At 57.7% G+C, this 20350-nt stretch carries 20 protein-coding genes and 1 pseudogene; 14 read left to right on the forward strand and 7 right to left on the reverse strand.

Annotated features, from left to right (window positions below; genetic code table 11):
- Nucleotides 1–353: 353 nt before the first annotated feature.
- A complete protein-coding gene (gene traD / locus PF66_RS28340; protein ID WP_054064504.1) occupies nucleotides 354–2498 on the reverse strand; it encodes a type IV conjugative transfer system coupling protein TraD in 2145 nt (714 codons plus the stop codon).
- A gap of 316 nt (nucleotides 2499–2814) precedes the next feature.
- Between traD and PF66_RS28345 the strand changes: the two genes are divergently transcribed.
- From PF66_RS28345 to PF66_RS28355, 3 genes are read left to right on the forward strand one after another with little or no spacing between them, the layout of a single operon-like run.
- Complete coding sequence (locus tag PF66_RS28345) at nucleotides 2815–3594, forward strand: PFL_4669 family integrating conjugative element protein (protein WP_081009931.1); 780 nt, start codon at nucleotides 2815–2817, stop codon at nucleotides 3592–3594.
- 3 nt (nucleotides 3595–3597) lie between these two features.
- Nucleotides 3598–4170: a DUF3158 family protein gene (locus PF66_RS28350; RefSeq protein WP_054064505.1), complete on the forward strand. Its 573-nt coding sequence runs from the start codon at nucleotides 3598–3600 to the stop codon at nucleotides 4168–4170.
- 2 nt (nucleotides 4171–4172) lie between these two features.
- Complete coding sequence (locus PF66_RS28355; RefSeq protein ID WP_054064506.1) at nucleotides 4173–4604, forward strand: single-stranded DNA-binding protein; 432 nt, start codon at nucleotides 4173–4175, stop codon at nucleotides 4602–4604.
- A gap of 446 nt (nucleotides 4605–5050) precedes the next feature.
- Here PF66_RS28355 and PF66_RS34085 read toward each other — a convergent pair whose 3' ends face one another.
- On the reverse strand, nucleotides 5051–5743 hold the full coding sequence (locus tag PF66_RS34085; protein ID WP_425357923.1) for an SOS response-associated peptidase family protein: 693 nt from the start codon (nucleotides 5741–5743) through the stop codon (nucleotides 5051–5053).
- 103 nt (nucleotides 5744–5846) lie between these two features.
- On the opposite strand from PF66_RS34085, the gene PF66_RS28360 reads away from it, so the two are divergent.
- The 6 genes and pseudogenes from PF66_RS28360 to PF66_RS34090 all read left to right on the forward strand — a co-directional run bounded on the left by PF66_RS28360 (nucleotide 5847) and on the right by PF66_RS34090 (nucleotide 10758).
- Entirely contained in the window at nucleotides 5847–6275 is a 429-nt protein-coding gene (locus PF66_RS28360) for a LexA family protein (protein WP_054064507.1), read from the forward strand.
- On the forward strand, nucleotides 6265–7551 hold the full coding sequence (gene umuC, locus PF66_RS28365) for a translesion error-prone DNA polymerase V subunit UmuC (RefSeq protein WP_054064508.1): 1287 nt from the start codon (nucleotides 6265–6267) through the stop codon (nucleotides 7549–7551). Before PF66_RS28360 ends, umuC begins: the two co-directional genes overlap by 11 nt.
- Nucleotides 7552–7803: 252 nt before the next feature.
- Complete coding sequence (locus PF66_RS28370; RefSeq protein ID WP_054064509.1) at nucleotides 7804–8778, forward strand: hypothetical protein; 975 nt, start codon at nucleotides 7804–7806, stop codon at nucleotides 8776–8778.
- A gap of 284 nt (nucleotides 8779–9062) precedes the next feature.
- Nucleotides 9063–10112 (forward strand): hypothetical protein, encoded by a 1050-nt coding sequence (locus tag PF66_RS28375; RefSeq protein ID WP_054057712.1) that lies wholly within the window; start codon nucleotides 9063–9065, stop codon nucleotides 10110–10112.
- Between the two features lie 185 nt (nucleotides 10113–10297).
- Nucleotides 10298–10399, forward strand: a pseudogene (locus PF66_RS32900) (transposase); the annotation flags it as partial.
- A gap of 125 nt (nucleotides 10400–10524) precedes the next feature.
- Entirely contained in the window at nucleotides 10525–10758 is a 234-nt protein-coding gene (locus PF66_RS34090) for a helix-turn-helix domain-containing protein (protein ID WP_425357924.1), read from the forward strand.
- A 160-nt stretch (nucleotides 10759–10918) separates the two neighbouring features.
- Here the strand turns inward: PF66_RS34090 and thiD are convergent, their stop codons facing one another.
- From thiD to PF66_RS28400, 4 genes are all read right to left on the reverse strand, one after another.
- A complete protein-coding gene (gene thiD / locus PF66_RS28385) occupies nucleotides 10919–11716 on the reverse strand; it encodes a bifunctional hydroxymethylpyrimidine kinase/phosphomethylpyrimidine kinase (RefSeq protein WP_054057710.1) in 798 nt (265 codons plus the stop codon).
- Between the two features lie 92 nt (nucleotides 11717–11808).
- On the reverse strand, nucleotides 11809–12759 hold the full coding sequence (locus tag PF66_RS28390) for an NAD(P)-dependent oxidoreductase (RefSeq protein WP_342633337.1): 951 nt from the start codon (nucleotides 12757–12759) through the stop codon (nucleotides 11809–11811).
- A gap of 24 nt (nucleotides 12760–12783) precedes the next feature.
- On the reverse strand, nucleotides 12784–14661 hold the full coding sequence (gene dxs, locus PF66_RS28395) for a 1-deoxy-D-xylulose-5-phosphate synthase (protein ID WP_054064511.1): 1878 nt from the start codon (nucleotides 14659–14661) through the stop codon (nucleotides 12784–12786).
- A 255-nt stretch (nucleotides 14662–14916) separates the two neighbouring features.
- Nucleotides 14917–15165 carry a hypothetical protein gene (locus PF66_RS28400; RefSeq protein WP_054064512.1) on the reverse strand — a complete coding sequence of 83 codons (249 nt, stop codon included), beginning with the start codon at nucleotides 15163–15165 and terminating at the stop codon, nucleotides 14917–14919.
- 153 nt (nucleotides 15166–15318) lie between these two features.
- Between PF66_RS28400 and PF66_RS28405 the strand changes: the two genes are divergently transcribed.
- The 3 genes from PF66_RS28405 to PF66_RS28415 all read left to right on the forward strand — a co-directional run bounded on the left by PF66_RS28405 (nucleotide 15319) and on the right by PF66_RS28415 (nucleotide 18236).
- Nucleotides 15319–16134 carry an AraC family transcriptional regulator gene (locus tag PF66_RS28405; RefSeq protein ID WP_054057706.1) on the forward strand — a complete coding sequence of 272 codons (816 nt, stop codon included), beginning with the start codon at nucleotides 15319–15321 and terminating at the stop codon, nucleotides 16132–16134.
- Nucleotides 16135–16509: 375 nt separating this feature from the next.
- Nucleotides 16510–17556: a helix-turn-helix domain-containing protein gene (locus tag PF66_RS28410; protein ID WP_241494477.1), complete on the forward strand. Its 1047-nt coding sequence runs from the start codon at nucleotides 16510–16512 to the stop codon at nucleotides 17554–17556.
- Between the two features lie 221 nt (nucleotides 17557–17777).
- A complete protein-coding gene (locus PF66_RS28415; RefSeq protein ID WP_239687943.1) occupies nucleotides 17778–18236 on the forward strand; it encodes a hypothetical protein in 459 nt (152 codons plus the stop codon).
- A 146-nt stretch (nucleotides 18237–18382) separates the two neighbouring features.
- On the opposite strand, the gene PF66_RS28420 is transcribed toward PF66_RS28415, so the two are convergent.
- A complete protein-coding gene (locus PF66_RS28420; RefSeq protein ID WP_193394238.1) occupies nucleotides 18383–19231 on the reverse strand; it encodes a DNA/RNA non-specific endonuclease in 849 nt (282 codons plus the stop codon).
- 262 nt (nucleotides 19232–19493) lie between these two features.
- Here PF66_RS28420 and PF66_RS28425 point away from each other — a divergent pair, with 262 nt between their 5' ends.
- Together PF66_RS28425 and PF66_RS28430 are read left to right on the forward strand one after the other, a co-directional pair.
- A complete protein-coding gene (locus PF66_RS28425) occupies nucleotides 19494–19748 on the forward strand; it encodes a hypothetical protein (RefSeq protein WP_054064514.1) in 255 nt (84 codons plus the stop codon).
- Between the two features lie 172 nt (nucleotides 19749–19920).
- Complete coding sequence (locus tag PF66_RS28430; protein WP_054064515.1) at nucleotides 19921–20271, forward strand: hypothetical protein; 351 nt, start codon at nucleotides 19921–19923, stop codon at nucleotides 20269–20271.
- The last annotated feature ends 79 nt before the right edge of the window (nucleotides 20272–20350 follow it).

The following is a 20350-nucleotide window of genomic DNA, read 5'->3' on the forward strand; positions in this document are numbered from 1 at the left end:
CAGTCAGTCGTTTAGTAGGGCAGTGCCGTTACCAGCTTGAGAGACGGGTGTCATGCGCCTGCCGGGGCGCTGTCGCATGGTATCAGTGGTTTTGCGATGAGTTCAAGCAGCAACGCCCTCGTAATGTGCCATTTCTCCTCTTGTTCGTTGTACCAGTCTTTTGGTCAAGTGAGTTGTGCCTTGTGCTGCAGGAAATTCTGGCTAGTTGCTTCAAACGGATAGCGGTTATGGGCTACTAGCCGCTGGCCAAGAGGTCATTGCGACTGTTGGCTCAAGTACCTCTGTGGTCCTTGATGGGTGTATGGTCACCGTCCAGGATGGCTGTAATACGCATCGCCTCTTGGCATCCGTTGTCAGGGAGCAGATCCAATTGCTGATTGGTCCGTCGTAGAGGGCTCATCCGCATCGCGGGTACCGCTACCGGCCCACCATTCACCGCCGCCGTCGACGTAGCGTTTGCGCATGTTGGCGGCCAGGGTCTGCAGGTCCTTGGGCATGCATTCGTCTGGATCGTGGGCGGGGAGGGGCATGCGGATCTTCCAGAGGTTGGCGCCTTCGATCAGGGCGAAGGCTTGGCCCTTGGGTAGGCTGACGACGTGGGCAGGTTCAATCAGCGGCACGCTGGTGGAACTGACCCGGTCCTGGGTGTTGCTGGTGAAGTCGGTGTTGCCGGAGATATCGGAGCTGTCGGTGGCGCCGCTGACGAGTGTGGTGGAATAGACGTCGACCTTGGGCAGTTGTTTGGTCAGCAGTTCGGCCGTGGCGGTTTCGCGTACACGCAGCATGAAGAGGTTGTTGAAGTTGCCGACCACCTGGCCGGCTTTGGCGCGGTTGCCGATTTTGGCCTCGATGTCGCTGATGGTCTGGGTATAAGCGGTGACCTGAATGCCGGCGCCGCCGCCCTTGTTGATCATTGGAATGAACTCGTTGCCCATCAGCTCGTTGAACTCGTCCGCATGCAGGTTGATGGGGATCTTCTGCTCCTGGGCGGCGTTGTGCAGTCCGCCGTCCAGGCCAAATTTGTAGATATGGCCGGCCACCGACACCAGGTCGGCGAACATGGAGTTGCCCACCGCCGCGGCGACCTCCGGGTCGGAGAGAGCGTCCAGCCCCACGTACACCACACCTCGTTTACGAATGATCTGCATCCAGTCGAAGATCGGGCGGGCGTCGTCCAGGGCGCTGTAGTTGGGTGAGATCAGCTCAGCCATGCGCCCGGTGGTGAGTTTTTCCAGCAGGGGCAGGAGTGAGGCGACGATCTTGTCGAAGTAGGTCTTGTCGTAGCGCACCGCGGAGCGCAGGCCGTCCATGACCGGGTCAGCGATGCGGGTGCGTGAGAGGTACTGGTCGATCGCCGTGACGCGGGGGAGGCGGCCGCGCATGTTGAGGGGGGTGTTCTTTTCTGTGAGGTTGCCCTCGATGGTGGCGATGGCGTCCCAGGCGCCGGGATCGTGGCGGGCGAAGTAGTCGCTACTGTAGTCGATGAACAGGGCGTCGATGTTGATCACGTGCGTTTGGATCTGGATGTAGTCGGGGCGGTTGCCCAGTGCCACTAAGGCGCGGGCGATGATGTTGACGAAACGCCAGGCGAATTCACGAAAGGCGGCGCTGTTGCCTTCGCCGGAAAGTTGCCCGGAGATGCGACTGGCCACTTCGGAGATGCGCCCAAATCGGCCCACGGCGTTGTAGCGGGCGGAGAAGTCGGGCCAGCCCAGGTGGAAGACATAGAACTCTTTTTCCCGACCTGCGCGGCGGGCCTCGACGTACATGCGCTTGAGTAAGTCGGCGTCGCCCTTGGGGTCGAAGACAATGACCGGCTCGAACTCCGGGATGCCGTTGACGCGTGTCTCCCGGCGAATGTCCTGGGTGATGAACAGTTCGGCCAAGCGGGTTTTACCGACTCGGGTGGTGCCCAGTACCAGGCTGTGGCCCACGCGTTCCCCAAGAGGAAGCGAGACCGGAATTTCGTTGGGTTCCACACCATGTAAGCGAGGAGAGCCGCCGACTGCCGGAAGTGGGCGCACGGGGTTGAGAGGGTAGTCCCAACTGGTGAATCGGGGAATCAGGCTCAGTGGAAAAGTGGCCTTTTCCAGGCGCTGTTCCAGTTGTCGCGCGTGTTGGAACAGCGGCGTCGGTTCGACGTAACGGCGGAACTCCGGGCGGTAAGTTTGCATCAGGCGTTGGGTGTGTCGTTGTTCCCATTTAAAGCCGATGCCGACAAACAGCCGCTGATTGCTGACGGGGATGCGTTGGCTGGTGATCACGTAGCGCGGGAGGCGGCGGATATTGCGTCGGTAGCGCAGTACCGCCAGTCCCTGGCGAAGACGAATACAGGCAAGTACCAGATAAATAACTGCCGTCACGACACCGAATAAAGGCGTCAAACCGAGCATCCAGGGTGCGAATAAACACACCCCAATACAGGGAATACACACCGCAACGGTGTACAGCTCAACGGCGGGCCGCAGCAGCACTTCGACCGTATGTTGTTGGGTCATGGTCTGGGCCTCCCTTCGTAACGGTGGGAGGGGGCAAGGGAGCGATAAGGGAAGTTGGGCATGCCGGCGTCCTCTGGTGTTCAGAGCGCACGGTTGCAAAGCCTGAAGGACAACTGCCGCAAGGAAACTGGAATGCAGTGGGCAGGTTTCGAGGAGTGGTTCGGGTGGTATAGCGGTGGGCGCTGTTCCCCCTGTTCGAGATCGGCTCAGTTGTTTTTTCGAGATAAAACCATTGGGTCTCGATTCTGTTTTTTGGCTGATGGTGGTGGGGTTCCTGATGACACTGAGGCCTCGATACCTCAGCCAGGAGCAATCAATGTCTGACGCCACTCAAGGTCCAATTGGACCGCTGCGCAGTACGATGCAATTGACGCTGCATACCCATCTCGCTCTCCGTATCTGGCAAGGAAGACCTGCCAGTGAAGGCAAGGCACCGATCATGGGACTTGTGGGGCTTGTCGGTTTGATGGGCCGGATCAAGAACGAAGCCGAAAGGGATGATCCTTATGCTGACTTCTGGCTGATCCGTATCGAGGAAAAGTTGCAGCGCTGCAAAGCCGAGTTGATGCACATCCGCCTGGAAGTGGACCTGCTGATGAGTGAAGTTCCCAGGGCCATTTCCGTACAGGAAAACTTCAGTATCCGGCCAGTCAATCTGCCGATGTTCATCGGTTCTCAATTCGGCTTTCTGGCGTTGTATCTGCTGATCACCTATGACGATATCGTTCGGCGTCTCAAACACGCTCACCATGTCGCCTTGATTGCTCGCAAGGGTGTGGAAAGTCGAATTGATGCGGCGAGTCATATCTTTCGCAGTTTGTTTGGCCTAGTTCAGCAGTACAGGTTTTTGGGCGTGACCCGGGCGGATGTGGTGGCCGATAACGATCGGGCCCGTCAGGCAAGAGAGGCACTTGGGGAATTGCCATTGGATGTACTGGAGGGGCGTCGCCGGGCTGAGTTTGCACCACCGATTGTTCACCGTCGGGTGGGAGATATCCGTGGTGTTTTAGACGGCGAGGATGGGGCGGTTGGATGGCGTGAGGCGGCTCCAGGGCACGCTGCGGTGCAGACCATATCCGATGCCATGGAGGGCTGAACGATGGTGAATGTACGAGGGCGCGACAACGGTTTCGACCCGGCTGCGTGGGGAGAAGGTGCTGAACACACTGCTTTCCGGCCTCTGGAACAGAGTGCCTTCCGCGCGTTGGAACACACGGCCTTCCCTAAAGGGCTTTTAAAGCCTTTTAAGGGTAAGGGGGAGCTGCTTGAATTTGGGGAGCAGTGCAGGGCGTTGAGCGAGGGACTGATTGCTCTGGCTGTTCGGGAGATACTGGCTCAGGCCGAGCGATACCCTTTCACGTTGTTGCCCATTCGCTTGATCAAGCAGTCGACCGGGGCCGGGACTATTTTTCTGCGTTGGAGCCGATCGGACCGTACCAAGATGGGGGCCGATTTGTGGGCGGAACTGGTGCGTGATGAGCATACGCCGATCAACTTGATCTCCGATCTGTATGCGCTGGAGCTGCAACGGATCGTGATCAACATGCAGATCAGCCTGACTCACAGTATGGGGCGCCAGGCGTTCTTGTGTGCCAACAAGGTAGAGGCGGCTGACCAGGCGTACGAGCAACGGATACTTCAGCATGCTCGTCTTCACTCGGGAGGAAACTGAACATGGCTACCAACTTCTGGGGGGAGGGCAACATCGGTACCAAGCCCGAGTTTCGAGAGATCGCCAGTGGCAACAACGAACCGCGCCGGTTGTTGAGGCTCAATGTGTATTTCGATAATCCGATCTCGAAAGGAGGAGGTGAGTACGAAGATCGGGGAGGGTTCTGGGCAGGTGTTGATCTGTGGCACAAGGAGGCCGAACGGTATTCGAATCTCTACTGTAAGGGGATGCGAGTGCTGGTTATTGGGCGAATGATTTTGGAAAAATGGGAAGACGACAGTGGGAATGAATGTCGAGCGATGAAGGTGCAGGCCAGTCGCGTGGGGATATTGCCTCACCGTATTGATCGGGTCGTGATGATGGTTCAGGAACGGCCTGTGCCTGAAGTGGATGAGCAGATGGTCATTCGGCTATCTGCCAATGAGGGAATGTAGTAACCGTTCAACTACCCACGCTTGGTGGATCTGCTTCTGGTGTTGTGTGAGGTGGGCAGTTGCCCTTTTTCTGAACCCTCTTTTCCGGCGGAAATTTGTGGCTTTTAAAATCAAGCGCTTACGAAAGGGCGAAAAAAGAGGGTTAAACTGAAGGGAACAGCGCTTTTGCCTTTATGGGCAAGGCCTTACCGGGAAAAGCGTCTAGTTCACTGCCGTATAGGCAGCTCAGAAATGGGGCCTTGCTGTTGCTCTGACTCAGTACAGGTTCACTGCCGTATAGGCAGCTCAGAAATGCTGCGGATAAGGAACGCCAGGAAGAAAGACGTTCACTGCCGTATAGGCAGCTCAGAAAAAGGGCGAGCGAATCACCCCGCGCAGCGTTCGGTTCACTGCCGTATAGGCAGCTCAGAAAACCGGCTCGCCTTGGTGCTGCTCGGCTGGCGCGTTCACTGCCGCATAGGCAGTATCATCTCAGCCCCCTGATTTTTGACGTTCCCAACCGCGGTGCCGACGGGGTACCACTCGAAGTCGTCGACAGGCAGACACAGGGTTTTGGCGATGTCTTCGGCGCGTGTGGGGGAGAGGTCGGGGTCGATCCATTCGCGGGCGTGCTCGGGCGACAGCACCAGCGGGCGCCGGTCATGAATGTCGACCATGCCCTGGTCGCTGGCGGCAGTGATGATCACGAAGCCGTCGCCCTCGTGGGGCGCAAGTCCCGGATGCACCTGGGCCAATGCCGCGAAGAACATCGGCGCCTGGTTCTTGAGCCGAATGAAGTACGGCTGTTTCTTCTTCGGGTTGTCGGGATCTTTGACCCATTCGTACCAACCGTCTGCCACCACCAGCGCTCGCCCATTCGGCCAGAGCTGCTTGAAGAACTTGCCGGTGGTGACGGTCTCGACTCGGGCGTTGATCGGGTCAGGGCGTTTGCCCTTGGCCCAGAAGGGCGCCCAGCCCCAGTGCACCGGATCAATCCGTAGGCCTTCCTCCACGCTGTGCAGGATCAGCACGCGGGTGGTGGGGGCGATGTTGTAGCGGGCGATTGGCTCGTTGTCGTAGCCGCTGATGACGTCCTGCTCGGCCTCAAGCTCGCGCAGGTAGTCGGCCATGCCCTGGTACTGCGCAAATCGTCCGCACATGCTGACCACCTCCGCCTGTCGCCATCCCACTCATTTGAATTGACCGCAAGACGCCTACAACGTTAACTGTATATTCGTACAGGTATATCGGAAGTCGTGCGTCATGAGCTTTACCATTCTAGGTCCTTTGGCAGGGGGCGGCGTTGCGCTGCCTCTCTGTGCCTTCAAGGTGCCGGCGGGATTCCCGTCACCGGCCGCTGATCACATCGAGCAGCAGATCTCATTGGATGAGCTTTTGAATATACGGGCACCCCATGTGTACCTGGTTTCGATCCAGGGTGACAGCATGCAGGGCGCGGGCATCTTCGACGGTGATCTGGTCGTAGTGGACCGGTCCCTGGAGCCGCAGCACGGGCATATTGTCGTCGCCCTGCTGAACAACGATCCGGTGTGCAAGCGACTGCGCAAACAGGGGCCCGAGGTGATCCTGATGTCGGAGAACCCGCGCTACCCCTCCCGTTACGTCATGGAAGGCGATGAGCTGTCGATCTGGGGGGTAGTGACCTTCAGTGTGCGCAGCCATGGCCATTAAGTCCCCTGCGCCAGCCTTTGCGCTGATCGACTGCAACAGCTTCTACGCCAGTTGCGAACGTGTGTTCCGGCCAGACCTGGCCCATACCCCCATCATCGTCCTGAGCAACAACGACGGCTGCGTGATCGCCCGTTCCGCGGACGCCAAGCCGCACATCAAGATGGGCGAGCCGTACTTCCAGATCCGGGACAAGATCCGTCAGCACGGGATCGTGCCGTTCTCCTCCAACTACGCGCTGTATGGCGACATGAGCCAGCGGGTCATGACCGTGATCGAGTCCATGGTGCCGGCGCTGGAGGTCTACAGCATCGACGAGGCCTTTGCCGAACTCACCGGTATGACCGAGCCCCTGGAGCAACTGGGACGCCGTATACGGGCCCAGGTGCTCAGGAGTACCGGCATTCCGGTCGGGGTGGGGATCGCCGGGACCAAGACCCTCGCCAAGCTCGCCAACCACGGCGCGAAGAAGTGGCAGGCGCAGTTGGGTGGTGTTCTGGATGTGCGGGCACCTCATCGTCGGGAGAAGCTGCTGAAGGCCTGCGACGTGTCCGAGGTATGGGGCATTGGCCGCAAGATGACCGCACACCTGGCCGGGATGGACGTCAGGACCGCCTGGCAGCTCTCCCAGGCCGATCCCTGGATGCTGCGCAAAAACTTCAGCGTGGTGATCGAGAAGACCGCCCGGGAGCTGGCCGGCACGCCGTGCCTGGAACTGGATGAGCCCGATGCCCCCAAGCAGGAGATCTGCTGCAGCCGGATGTTCGGCCAGCGCCTAGAGACCTTGCCGCCGATCAAGGAGGCGGTCGCCACCTACATGATGCGCGCTTCGGAAAAGCTCAGGGCCCAGCAGTCCCTGTGCAAGAAGATCCGGGTCAGCATCCGGACGGGGATGTTCAACCCGGAGGAGGCCAAGTACGCCAACGGGGTGGTGATCGATCTGCCGTACCCCACGGACGATGTGCGCCTGCTGACGAAGAGGGCCGTCGACGCCCTCGATCAGCTCTTTCGACCAGGCTTCCGGTACAGCAAGGCCGAGGTCCTGCTGCTCAACCTCTGCCAGCGCGGCGAGTACACCGACGACCTGTTTGCTGAATCGCAGCCGGCCGAGGCCACCAAGGTGATGACCGTCCTGGACCAGATCAACCAGCGCTGGGGCAGGGGCACCCTGCGCGCTGCCAGCGTTCCTACCAAGCCAGAATGGGGCATGCGTCGGGAGATGATGAGCCGCAGCTTCACGACGCGGCTGGATCAGTTGTGGAGGATCTCCTGTACCTGAGTACCGGTGCCGATTTTTGGTGTTAAGTCCGGGGTCTATTCGGCTATCTCATGGGGGGATCGATGAGCACGGTGTGGTAGTTGGCCAAGGAAAACCATCAGCATAGATGTTCTTTTTAGGCCTGGAGTACAAATGTACTCTTTGCCTTTTCAGCGTTGCCTCTCTTCGTGCGAAGGATATTAATGTGCCATCATTGGTTCAGTACGCCCAAATCAGACAATGGCAGTCGCGAGTTTTGACAAGGAGTAAGGCATGCTTGATCTCATCTACATCGTGGAAACCCCTCTCGTACCGAATTCGGGGAGGAATGACGATGGCAGCTACGAGCCAAATTTCACTATGGGTGGGCGCGATGGCGTTTCGAAAGTAGGTACTGCAATCGGTGGCAGTGCTGTTGCGACAGCAGCGGCTTTGGGTTCATTCGGTGTTCCAGCGACAGTGATCGCCTCCGCGCTGGTTGGGATACCCGGTGTACTTTCACTATTTTCTAAAGACCCGACAGAGAAGGTGACGGAAGAATCTGCCGAAAATCAGCAAGCATGCGCATTGGCCGCTTATGTGGCCAAGCACTCTTTCTCTCCTGAGGAGGTCAAGACCAAGGGCTATCGCTTTCAGCCAGGTCATCCGATTGTGGGCAAGGCCTATCGCAAGCACCCGCTCATGGAGTATCCAAACTCGGAGAGCAGTAACCTCTACATCCCGAGTGATAGTTATGACTCTATTCTTCTTGAGGAGCGTGAGTCTGAACTGATCAAGCTACTGGTGGCGCTGGGTGCCACCAAAATCACCATCACCAAGAAAACTTCAAATAAGCACAATGAAGAAACCAGTGGTGGTTTGACTGTGACGGCGGGAGTGGCTGGGGGAGGAGGGGCGGAATTTTCCGTTAGCAACGAAAAGTTGAATGATGGGCTTGATACCCGTGAGTTCACGCTCTCGGGGAAAAAATGGAGCACAGAGAGCCGGGTTGGGAGAGAAAATTTCCTCTGGCTCGCCTATGAGCCCTCCTGGAAGGCCGTTGTGTTTGCTCGAGAGTATGGAGGTTGCCTGTCGGCCTCTCTTGAGATCAAAGAAAACACCACGTTCTCTACAGACAAGAATCTGGAACTGACGGTCAAGGCGAAGCTCGCCGAGGTTGGTGCCCACGCGGGACTGTCAGCCAAAAGCGCTGAAGAGAAGAGTTACTTGGTCCGAGTCGAGTTCTCACCGATTGAAGCCATTGGTTAGCTTGACTGCTCTGTTGCTTACCCAAGAGACCAGCGAAATCAGGCAACTGCTGCCACATCAGTGGCTGGCAGCATAGAGCCCTGCAAAGAGAGCGATATGATTCGGTTAGCCCAAGCCAGTGATGAACCCGATATCAGGCATTATGCTGAACAGGCCTATGGTCGTTATGAACCACTTATGGGGCATAGGCCTGTATCGAAGACCGCCGATTTCAGCCTGCAAATGGATGCTTAAATAATATTTGAGTAGCGATTTTCTGTAAGAGTGATGAGGATGTGGTATTTATGCAGCAGCTTGATTTCCCTGTTCCGTATAAGGATCGTTGTTTGAGAACTTCAAGTGGTACCTATGTGGTTTGGCCCTTCCTGAATGCAGAGAAAGGTGCTGGACCTTATGAGCTATTCTTGGATACTAATGCGCTCACCAATGTTGAGTGGGCTTCACAGTTACCAGCGGAAGTCCGGCTTCAGTCGATTCTCAATCCACTGCCTGCTTTGCAGGAACAATGGTTTTCTAATCTTGAGCTTAGAAAAAATCCTGTTCAGAAAATTGAGGAGATGATTCAGGAGTTGGTTGAGCTTGGCTTTGTGTTTCGCCAAAATTTTGCTCGGGATCAGGTCGCTTTATTAGAAAAAAATGAGGCTGCGTTGAGAGCACAGTTCAGCCTTTTATTTCCCTACATAGCAATCATGAAATCGTTGCTCTCAAAGAAGACACCGGTTGACTTAGCGATTGAGCAGCTTAATAGACTCGGTAATGCCGATATTCCTCGATTTACATCTAGTCTGATGCTGACAGCCCTTGGTGTCGTCTTGAAAAGCCGGCAAGCACTAAAGCTGAATGATGATGCGAAGCCAGCATATTCGTATTTTGAGTCTTTTTTGGCATTTCAGCCAGGAAAGAAAGGAGAGACCGACCATATGACTATCTCCTATTTGCGCAACCGTGCAGGAGATCTGAATCTTTGGTTAACACTTCCGGTCTTGCGAGAGCAGAGATATGAGTTCGTTGGAGTGCCAGCCGTAGTAACAGGCGATAAGGCATTGCATAGGCTTATTTTGCGTGTCCTACCGCCTTTATGTCATGAAAGCCATAAAGCCGCTTTTACCATTTACCCGGAAGGACTGGAAGATCCTCTTTGGAAGAAGATTTTGCAGGTGGTGAACTCTGTTGAGGTTAGAGGCCGTGGCACGAAGGAGGAACATGCGCAGCGGCTGTCTAAATTGTTCGAGCTGGCTAAGGAATTTTGTGCTAATCCGGAAGAACGTTTAGTTTTGGATGAGGCATGGCAACAGTGGTGTTCGCCAGGTCTTGGTCTAGCGATTGAGCTATAGCTTGCTGGCTGTTAAGGTCTCAATAGCTTTGTATGATAGTTTGGCTGCTTAAATTAGCAACCATAATAATTAGCTGTCTATAGACTTTTCTGAGGGGTTCTGATTCATAACCTCTGGAAAGTATAGAGGTCCACTAATCTCGGGCACGGTTTTAGGCGAAAATAATCACCACACGACGGTGTTCAATGAACAGACGACGTACCTTCGCTTCTGCGTTCAAGCGTGAGGCAGCCAACCTGGCTCTCGACCAGGACTACAGCCACATTGAGGCTGCCCGATCACTTGGAAGCCAGACGCGAGTCTCGTTTTAAGGTTGTTGCAGGTACATTCGGCCCCCTTGATCGAGCGATTCGAACGTTGGGCCCGAACACACCTTGCCGCTGGGTTTTCTCTCCAAGGCGCGGCAGAGGCCTTGTACGTGCATCCCCGTACGCTCCAGCGCTGCGCGGAAGCGATACTGGGCAAGTCCCCTCTGGCATTTTTCCAGGATTTGCGGGTGGAGCAAGCAAAGCACCTGGTCGCCACTGGGCACGACCTAGAGGTGATTGCTGAAAAGGTCGGCTATTGCGACGCCGCCACGCTGCGTAATCGACTGCGCAGAAAACTGGGACGTGGTGTGCGCGAGCTCCGCTCGGAGTTGGGATAGTTCGGTGACCCAGACAACTTTCGGGGCTCTGTCGTTTTCTACGCCAAGGGGCGTTCTTGTTGGATAACGTGGCAGTCCGGCTCAGTACTGTGGGGCAAGGTGTTGGAAGGGCGTTGATCCGGTTTGTGAGGATGCCGACCGACAGTGAAATGGATACGGTTCATTTCCACAGAGCATGGAAATGGTGAACCGGTCCGTAGCCACCTCCCACCTGTAATTGATCAGCTGCACCAAGCGCGGCCGTCAAATACTCCTTGGCGCCAGAGACTGCCAACGCCATCGTCGACCCGGGTAGCAGGGCCGTGATCGCTGCCGAAAGCGTGCATCCTGTACCGTGCGAGTTGCGTGTGGCGATTCGTGGGGCATCCAGCTTCAGTGTGTGTCCCTTGCCCGCCAGTAGATCGACGCTACGTTGCCCCTCCAGGTGCCCACCTTTGAGCAGCACCCAATCCGCGCCCAACTGCCCCATTTCCGTTACTGCGACTCGCATGGCTTCCAATGATCGAGGTTCTTCGCCCTGCAGGAGCACGCCGGCCTCAGGCAGGTTTGGAGTGATCAGAGTGGACAGCGGGATCAGGCGTTCCCGAATGGCCGCAACAGCCTCAGGATCCACCAGCCGATCACCACTCTTGGCGACCATGACGGGGTCCAGCACGATGGGACAGTCGGCACGCGCTCGTAGACACCGAGCAATGACTTCAACAATGCCAGCGTTGGCAACCATGCCAATCTTCACGGCATCGACCCGCACATCGTCGAAGACGGCCTCGATCTGCTCGGCAACGAAGGAGGGGGCCAGGGGCACGAAGCGACGTACCCCGTGCGTATTCTGCGCGACGACCGCGGTGATGACGCTCATGCCATAGGCGCCCAGGGCGGAAAAAGTCTTCAAATCGGCCTGAATGCCTGCGCCACCGGTAGGGTCGGTGCCTGCGATCGTGAGTACATTGGCTATCACGTTGTGACAATCTCCTGGGCGTAAGCGACCCGCATGCTGCGTCAGCGGCGCATGATCAAGACTCAGCGCGCGTCTGGATTCATTCAGATCGATTAGGGCGAGCCATCGGCCTGGGCGGTCCGCTGCGCGATGGCATGGATCACCGCCACCATGTCCAGTCCACCCTGTCCCAGCGCCTCGGTTTCGTCATACAGCGCGTGGCATACGTCCAGCAGCGGCGAGGCGATGCCGAGGTCACGTGCGGCTTGTGCCACCAGACGACTGTTCTTGAGAACATCGGTGATGGCGGCCTGAACCGAAAAGTCCTGCGCCACCAGCTTACCAAGCTTGCCCCGCGAAACGTCGCTGGCCATGGGGCCCGCGTTCAGGGCCTGGGCGAACTGCGCCAGATCGACACCCTGGCGTTGGGCAAAGTGCGTGGCTTCGGCCAGCCCCGTGACCATGGTGATGAGGAACAGGTTCACCGCGAGCTTCATCGTCAGCGCCCCAGGTACGTCGCCACACACTAAACTGTCGCGGCATAACGGCTGTATCAGGCTTCGTACCGCCTCGACCGGTTCGGGCATGCCCGCCAGCATGACGACGAGTTGGCCGGCTTCGGCAGGTTTGCGCGAACCGGAAACCGGTGCCTCCACGTACTGACCGCGGCCTTTGCCGATCTCATCGGCTAGCAAGCGCGAGTAGCCGGGCGAGGTGGTACTCATGTTCACGATCAACCGTCCCCCCATCCGTTGCTCGAACAAGGGCGTGTGTCGACCGAGTACCTCATCGATCGCTGCTTCATGCGCCAGCATCAGAATGAGGGTCTCGCACTGGGAGAACAGGGCGTCCAGGCTGTCAGCCACCTCGGCGCCAGCCGCGCGCAGCGTGTCGTAGTGGTTGTTGGAGCGACTCCAGACAATGAGTGGCACGCCGCTGCGAGCCAGGTTGAGGGCCATCGGTGTCCCCATCACGCCCAGGCCGATAAATCCGGTCGGTTTGTTCATCGGATGCAGCCTCTGTAGTCGTTTGAATGGTTCATTTCGACCTCGTGTTTGTGGCATCGGCCGGGACCACTTCTGTTGGCGTCAGCACTCCAGCGGTTTTGAAAAGCGCTCACGAATGGAGCGGATGATGCCTGCGCCATCCAGGCCACACTGGGCGAGCAGGGCGCTGCGCTCACCATGGTCAATGAAGTTGTCCTCAAGGCCAAGCTGCAGCACAGGACAAACCGTGCCGCCCCTCAGCATGGCTTCCACGCACGCCGAACCCGCCCCACCCATGACACAGCCTTCCTCGACGGTGACCAGGACATCATGCGTACTGGCCATTTCCTGGACCAGTTGCGTATCGATCGGTTTTACAAAGCGCATGTTGACCAGCGTCGCGTCCAGTTCTTCGGCGGCCACCCTGGCGGGTGTGACCATCGACCCGAAGGCAAGGATAGCGATACGTGCGCCTGCAAGCCGCGTGGTGGTGCGGCGGATCTCTCCCTTACCGATCGGGATGAGTTGCATCTGCGCAACGGTCGGTACACCCACACCTGCGCCGCGGGGGTAGCGCACAGCCGTCGGATTCGGTTGTTGCAACGCCGTGTGCAGCATTTGCCGACACTCGTTCTCGTCCGACGCAGCCATCACCGTCATGTTGGGAATGCAGCGCAGGAAGGCTAGGTCGTAGGCGCCGAGGTGGGTGGCGCCGTCAGCACCGACAATGCCCGCGCGGTCGATCGCAAAGACGACAGGCAGGTTTTGCAGCGCGACGTCGTGAATCAACTGATCGTAGGCCCGTTGCAGAAAGGTCGAGTAAATGCCGACTACTGGCCTCAAGCCTTGCGCAGCGAGGCCTGCGGCGAAGGTCACGGCATGCTGCTCCGCAATGCCCACGTCGTGGTAGCGTTGCGCGAAGCGCTTCGAGAACTCCACCATCCCCGAGCCTTCTCCCATCGCCGGCGTGATACCCACGACGCGTGGGTCCTGTTCTGCGGCGTCGCACAGCCATTCGCCGAACACCTGTGAGTAGGTCTTGGGCGGCGGCGAGGCGGCCGCTTTGACGCCATGAGAGGGGTCGAATCGTCCGGGGCTGTGATACCGCACGGGATCGGCCTCGGCGGGCGCGTAGCCCATGCCTTTGCGGGTCACGACGTGCAGCAATTGAGGGCCGCGCAGGCTCTTCATGTTGCGCAGCGTGGACACCAGTACGCCGAGGTCATGACCGTCCACCGGACCGATATAGTTGAACCCCAACGTCTCGAAAAGCGTCGACGGCAGCAGCAGTCCCTTGAGCTGCGTTTCCAGACGATGAGCCATGTCGCGCAGCGGCGGCGCGGCGAGCAGGGTATGCCCGACCCCTGTGCGCACCGCTGTGTAGAAAGGGCCCGACATCAGTCGCGCGAGATGGCCACTGAGTGCACCTACCGGCGCCGAAATGGACATCGCGTTGTCATTCAGGACCACAATGAAGGGCAGGTCGTGCTCGACGCCTGCATTGTTCATGGCTTCGAACGCCATGCCTGCGCTCATCGCCCCGTCACCGATTACCGCCACCGCATGACGTTCCTGGCGCTGCAGCCTGGAGGCGAGCGCCATTCCCAGCGCGGCCGAGACGGACGTGCTCGAATGGGCGGTGCCGAACGTGTCGAATGGCGACTCGGCGCGTACCGGGAAGCCCGAGATGCCACCAGCCTGGCGCACGGTGTGCATGCGGTCGCGACGGCCCGTCAGGATCTTGTGCGCATAGGTCTGATGGCCTACGTCCCAGACGATGCGGTCGTGGGGGGTGTTGAAGACATAGTGCAGCGCGATCGTCAGTTCAACGACACCCAGGTTCGGCGACAGATGGCCACCTGTGTTCGCAACACTGTTGAGTAGGAAGGTGCGCAACTCGTTCGCGAGTTGCGGCAGTTGGCTGGGATTGAGGCGACGCAGGTCGGACGGCCCATCAATGCTGTGAAGCAGGTCGATCATGGAAGGTCCTTGACTGAAGAGGCGGAGGCTGGCATTTGCTACGGAGCAATGTAATTGCATTTGCAACTATATTAAGTCCGACGCGCTGCCGTCGGCAAGGATGACCGCGCCATACGCCGCTTGAGACAGCCCGTCAGTTGAAAGCGTTGAGGGTTCCCAGCGTGATGGCGGTGCGCGCGGCTGAGTGATAAGAGCAAGAACACCGTAGGGAGGACGCTGGAACAAGCCCTTTGCATCTGTGTCGGCGTTGACGTCTCAATGGGCGTTGACCAAGGCGCAGAGCCGAGCATCCTTGATGGCGAGTACATCAAATAAACCCAAGGCGCGCAGCGCAGGAAGCGATTCGATGATGTCGCGCTCCGCTTTCGCTCGTTCCTCCTCAGAAGTTGATTCAGACCACGTCCTCGCGTTATGCAAGAACGCGGCGACTGTGCCTTTGCGTACGTTAAGACCGGCGAAATAGGTGCTGTTCACGTCGTCTGGCAGAATGTCACTGGCTTTCATGGGATTCTCTCGTGGGGAGGTAATTGATCTCGAAACTGACTTTAGCGACATGCCGTTGGCTTGACTGCCGTAACAATGCCTACCTATCCTGCGTTTGTGCCACGCCGACATCGCTTCCTCATTGACACATCGCCCACTACGCAGGCCCCTCGGATGTCTTCTCCGCTTGTCGCACCGGAACTGATCACCAGGCTCTCTGCGCGTGACATCCTTGCCGTTTGCCAGCGAAGTGACGCGGTACGTGAAACGCCCATGCATAGCCATTCCCAAGGGCAGTTGCTCGGCAGCGCCGAGGGGTTGATCGCGGTGGAAACGTCCGCCCAGCGCTTCGTGATACCGGCGACTCACTCTATTTGGTTGCCACCGAACTGTGAACACGCTTTCCGATCCTGCGCAGGTTTTTCAGGCTGGTCGGTTTACGTGGCGCAGGAAGGATGTGCTGAGTTGCCTTTGCAACCAAAGATCATCCAATCAAACAACGTTCTGTTATCGCTGATTGATCGGGCAACGCGGTGGACGGGATCCGTCAGATCAGGTCCTGAACAGCGTTTGGCGAGTGTCATCCTTGATGAAATCACGTCCTCCCCTGAAGAACCGCTTGGGCTACCTATGCCCCAGGATCCACGTCTCCTACGAATCGCCACTGCTTTACTGGGCGATCTGTCGAGCATCAGCGGGCAGAGGTCGTGGGCGGACTGGGGAGAGATGTCGACGCGCACCCTCGCGAGAAAATTTGTCGCTGAAACCGGGTTCAGCTTTACCTCATGGCGCCAGCGGGCACGTGCTCTGCGCGCCATCGAACAACTGAGTCGTGGAGACTCTGTAACCAAGGTTGCACTCGACTTGGGTTATGAGAATGTCAGCGCATTCATCGCCATGTTCAAGCGAGTGTTGGGCGTGACACCGGGGCGTTACATTGAGGGGGCCAAGCCCTACCGCTCAGAACTTGAACGCGAGAAGGCCCGATGAGGTGCCCGTCGGCAGCTTGAGGAGCGGATGCCAGCCTTTCATGACAGGCGCATCGACCTTTACCGGTGACCCTTGAGGGGCGCGGCGTGCGTTTGCAGAGGCAGTGGCCTGCACCGTCTCACCCTTGCCGGTCGCCGCCCACACTTAGGCCGCCTGGAGGCGATCCAGCCGCTTTTGGGTGTAGGAGCAATTGATTTGGACGATTGTACGCGGGGTACCACGGCGCCAAGGACTGGAGCTCACACCAACGGCGGTTATACCTGCTCGATGAGCCGACGATTTCTCAGCACTGGGGACGCTGTACGTCGATGGGTGGTGAAAAGATCAGCGTGTTTTCCAGTCCAATATGAGTCTTCATCACAGAGTTGATAGGTTATGGGAAATCCGGTTTTTACGTTCAGTACTCAGGCGCTCCCTCCCAGGTCGCGATTCGAGGCCTGGCGTGAGGAGGTCAATGCCATCTTCGACATCAACATCGGCAAAACGGAGTCATCAGGATTCAATTACCGTCTAACGACCAGTTTTTTAGGCGAAATCTTGATGGGCTGTGGTGTCTGGGAGGGAGAGTGCGCGCCGGTGCACTACGGTGTGAAACGGCCTCTGCAGATGATTCGCCGTGATGGACTCGATCATTACTACCTCTGCCTGAGCCTCTCCCACTCAATCCATGGCTCGGCAGGGCGCACAACACTTGCTGCGGGGCGTTCGCAGATCTACGTGCTCGACCTGGCACGCGAACTCGACAGCGTGATTGCCGCCGGCGACACGATCATCCTCACAATCCCTCGCGATGTCCTCAGCGCCCGCCTGGGCGCCAAGGACCTTCATGGGCTGGTGCTGAAAGGGGCGTTAGGCGACTTGCTTGCCGATCACATGCGCGCCTTGCAGCATCGGCTTTCTTGCCTCCAGCACGATGACATCCCCTACGTTCAAGAAGCTACGCTGGCCATGGTCGCCGCGGCACTGGCGCCCAGTGCTGCCAACCTCACGGATGCCGAGGGGCCAATCGATCACACGCTGCTCCATCGCGCGCGTCAACTGATTGAACAGCATCTGCACCGACCCGATCTGTCTCCGGCCTTCGTGGCCGGGCAGTTGGGCCTTTCACGGGCACGGTTGTACCGACTGTTTGCACAGGAGTCGGGAGTGTCGGCTTACATTCAGCTCCGCCGGCTGAACAAGGCCCGGGAGCATCTTCAAAGCGACCTCGGCAACCAACAGCGTATTTCCAGTCTGGGGTTCCAGTTCGGTTTTAAAAGCGATGCGCATTTCAGTCGCTCGTTCAAGGCGGTGTTCGGTTACTCACCCACGCAAGCCCGGGAGCAGGCCGCCGCCGGGCGGCTGCGTCATGAAGAAAAGTCCAACCGTGCACATACCGGATTTTCCCTGCAAAAAATCCTTGATCAGATGCAGGCCGATTGAGACGCACAGTCAACAGTTTGAGACGCTCAGGCAAGAGAATTTTCTCGGGCGTTCAGGTGTAACTTTATAATCGGTATCAACTTGTTTCGGGGCTGGTTCAGCTCTTGTTGCCGGGTATTGAGGGCGTATTTTATGCGCCCTGGGCTGGTGGATAGTTCGTGTGCAGGGCTCGTTCGCGAAAGAAGAAGTAACTGTCTAGGAATATGGCTAAGGGGATGGTAATGAAAAGATTGGTTTTAATGGCTGTTTTAAGTTCGGCTATCACCAGCGGCTGCAGCTCAATGCCATCAATGCCGTCAATGCCCATGGTGATGGGAGATGACAAATTTTCAGAAAGCTACGTGGCCTCACATATCTTCAAGGGCAAAACCACTCTGGCTGAGGTCTCAAGCTTGTATGGGGAGCCGGACTCTAAAAGTAATTACAGCGATGGCAGCTCCAGCGTCATTTACAGGAAGCGTACCGCACGAGACAACCTGACATCGCTTTATAATTTGGTGGGCACGATTCCTGGTACTGACTCTGCAAAGTCAGCGCTCGCCCAAGCCAGCAACAAAACTTATGACCTGGATAAGGCGAATAATTCGATTAAAGAGCTCTCAGGAAATAAAGGCCATGATAGCAACTACCTTAATGTGACGTTCGACAAGAACGGTATTGTCAAATCATGGTCGCAATAATTGAGCGTTGCTGACGCTAGAGTCGGGGCCCCGTTCACTGCCCAGGGGCTGGTCAGCTGTCGTCCCGCTTAGCGTAGGCGACACTGGCTGGGCAGTAGGCTCATAGGCTGGGGTAACGTGAAGATGACCAAGCCCCTGGCCTTCTATTAGCAGCCGATGTCCTTCACCAACTGTCCACGAATAGGTTTGAGCGCCGCCTGCTCGGCCGCCGGCAATGTCGTCCAGACTTTCAGGCCCGAACGCTGCTCGATCTCCTCAACGGTGACTTGGTAGCTGCAAAAGCTGGCCGCACGAGGCGTGTCCTGGTCCATGATGAAGGCCGCAAAGGTCCCCTCAGTCGGCGTGCTGTTGGTGAAGATGATCTTCCAGTAGCCGCTGGGGATGGTGTGCGGCTTGGTGGTGCTGGGAAGGGTACCGATGTACCGCTCGTACAGCGTGCCCGTCAGTACGTACACCGAATCAATCCCCACCCGTTGAACCAGAGCCCGTTCCTTGTCTTCCAGCCGTGCCCAGGCACCCTGGTTCAGATCGCTCTTTTGCGGGGTGATGTTGGACAGGTAGTTCAGCGTCTGCCAGTCACTGGCGCCGGCCATGGAGGCAAGGTTCGCCTGGTGGCCGCGGTCGGTCTTCAGCGTTTCATTGGCCAGCTTGTAATCGGCATCGTCCAAGGTCTCGCCGGCAGGAATGTCCGGATCGGTTTTCCAGTTGCGCGGGCGATTGGGGTAGGGGGTGTCCTTGGTGACGCGATACGCCACCCACTTGGCAAACTTGGTCTGCGCATCGTTGTTCAGCGTGTAGGCCGTTCTGACCAGCGTGACGTTGCTGCCTCCGGTGGGGCAGCCCACCGAGCAGTTATCGATCTGCGGGGCAGACCCTGTAACCTCAGGAGGTGGCGCAGGTGCCGTTTCAGGAGCGCGGTAGGGCTCAAAAGTCGAACAGGCGCTGACCAGTGCCAGCAGCAGATAAAGGCCGGTGTGCTTGAGATTCCGATTCACGATGAAGCTCCATTGATTTGACGTGCAGTAACCTTTTATTCGATGCCCGCAGCAGGGCCGCGCGATAGTAAACCAGCATCGTCGGAATGTTGCCTATCGGTTTGTGAGTAGCGATGTCTTTTGAGAAAGGATCGGGCTCCAAGCACTTTCGCAGTTGAATTACCGGTTTGTACGGGGTGGGTGCGTTGGGCTCAGGGGCTGCTGCTCATGCTTTTAGCGTCACCGCCGATAGCTAATCGGCTCTCAAGGAAAAGAGGTAGACATGCCCGGTATCACGCTGACCACCCATTGGCAAAAGCCCCTCACATTGGCGCTCGACAAGAGCCAACTGCTGGCGCTGAAGCAGTATTTGCAGGATGGCCGTGAATCAACCCTTCGCATCGGTGCTTACACATTTCGGTGTATGGACGGGTACCTGCACTTTGCCAATGGCGGCGCCCCTGGCAAGTACTACTTCGAGATGTCGATCGACGAGATCGTGACGACAATCGATCAGGCCATCGCCGCCGACAGCTAAAGAACTTTTGCTGTAACCCGTTTGGAAACCAGCACAAGGGCTGTCCGCCTGAAAAGGCCCGCTGCCACAAATAGAAATTCCACCCACTGGTTTGCTTGAAGCTGTGAAGCACGTGCACCGGCTAGGCTACTACTGCACCAGAACACCGTTTATCGATAAAGAGATTCTCGTAATGAGCACAGAACTGAGCGAGGAAGACATGCGCCTGGCGCTTTTCGGTCCCTCCACTCCAGTCGCCAAACCGATCCCCGCGCCAGCACCTGAAATTGAGTTCGAGCCGACTCCACCTTCGGCGCCGGTGCCGACGCCAACGGCTGCTCCCAAACGCCGGCCCACCTCCAAGCCACTCTCCCCAAAGCTGCGCGTGATCCTGCACGCCACCAAGGAGTTCGAAGGCAAGGTCGAGGTCCTCACCTACGACGCCAACACCCTGAGCACCTTCACGGCCGAGCAGGAAGCCAAGGCCGAGGCGAAAAAGAAGAAGTTCCGGTATTTTGAGGTGGTGTCGATCAAGCCGGTTTGATCGCAGGGCGGTGCACCCCAGGCCTCCGAGGTGAGGTCGCGACGCACTAGGCATAACTCCTCCGTTTCGCACCTGTTCT

The organism is Pseudomonas asplenii (assembly GCF_001293465.1).
GTDB classification, from domain to species: domain Bacteria; phylum Pseudomonadota; class Gammaproteobacteria; order Pseudomonadales; family Pseudomonadaceae; genus Aquipseudomonas; species Aquipseudomonas fuscovaginae_B.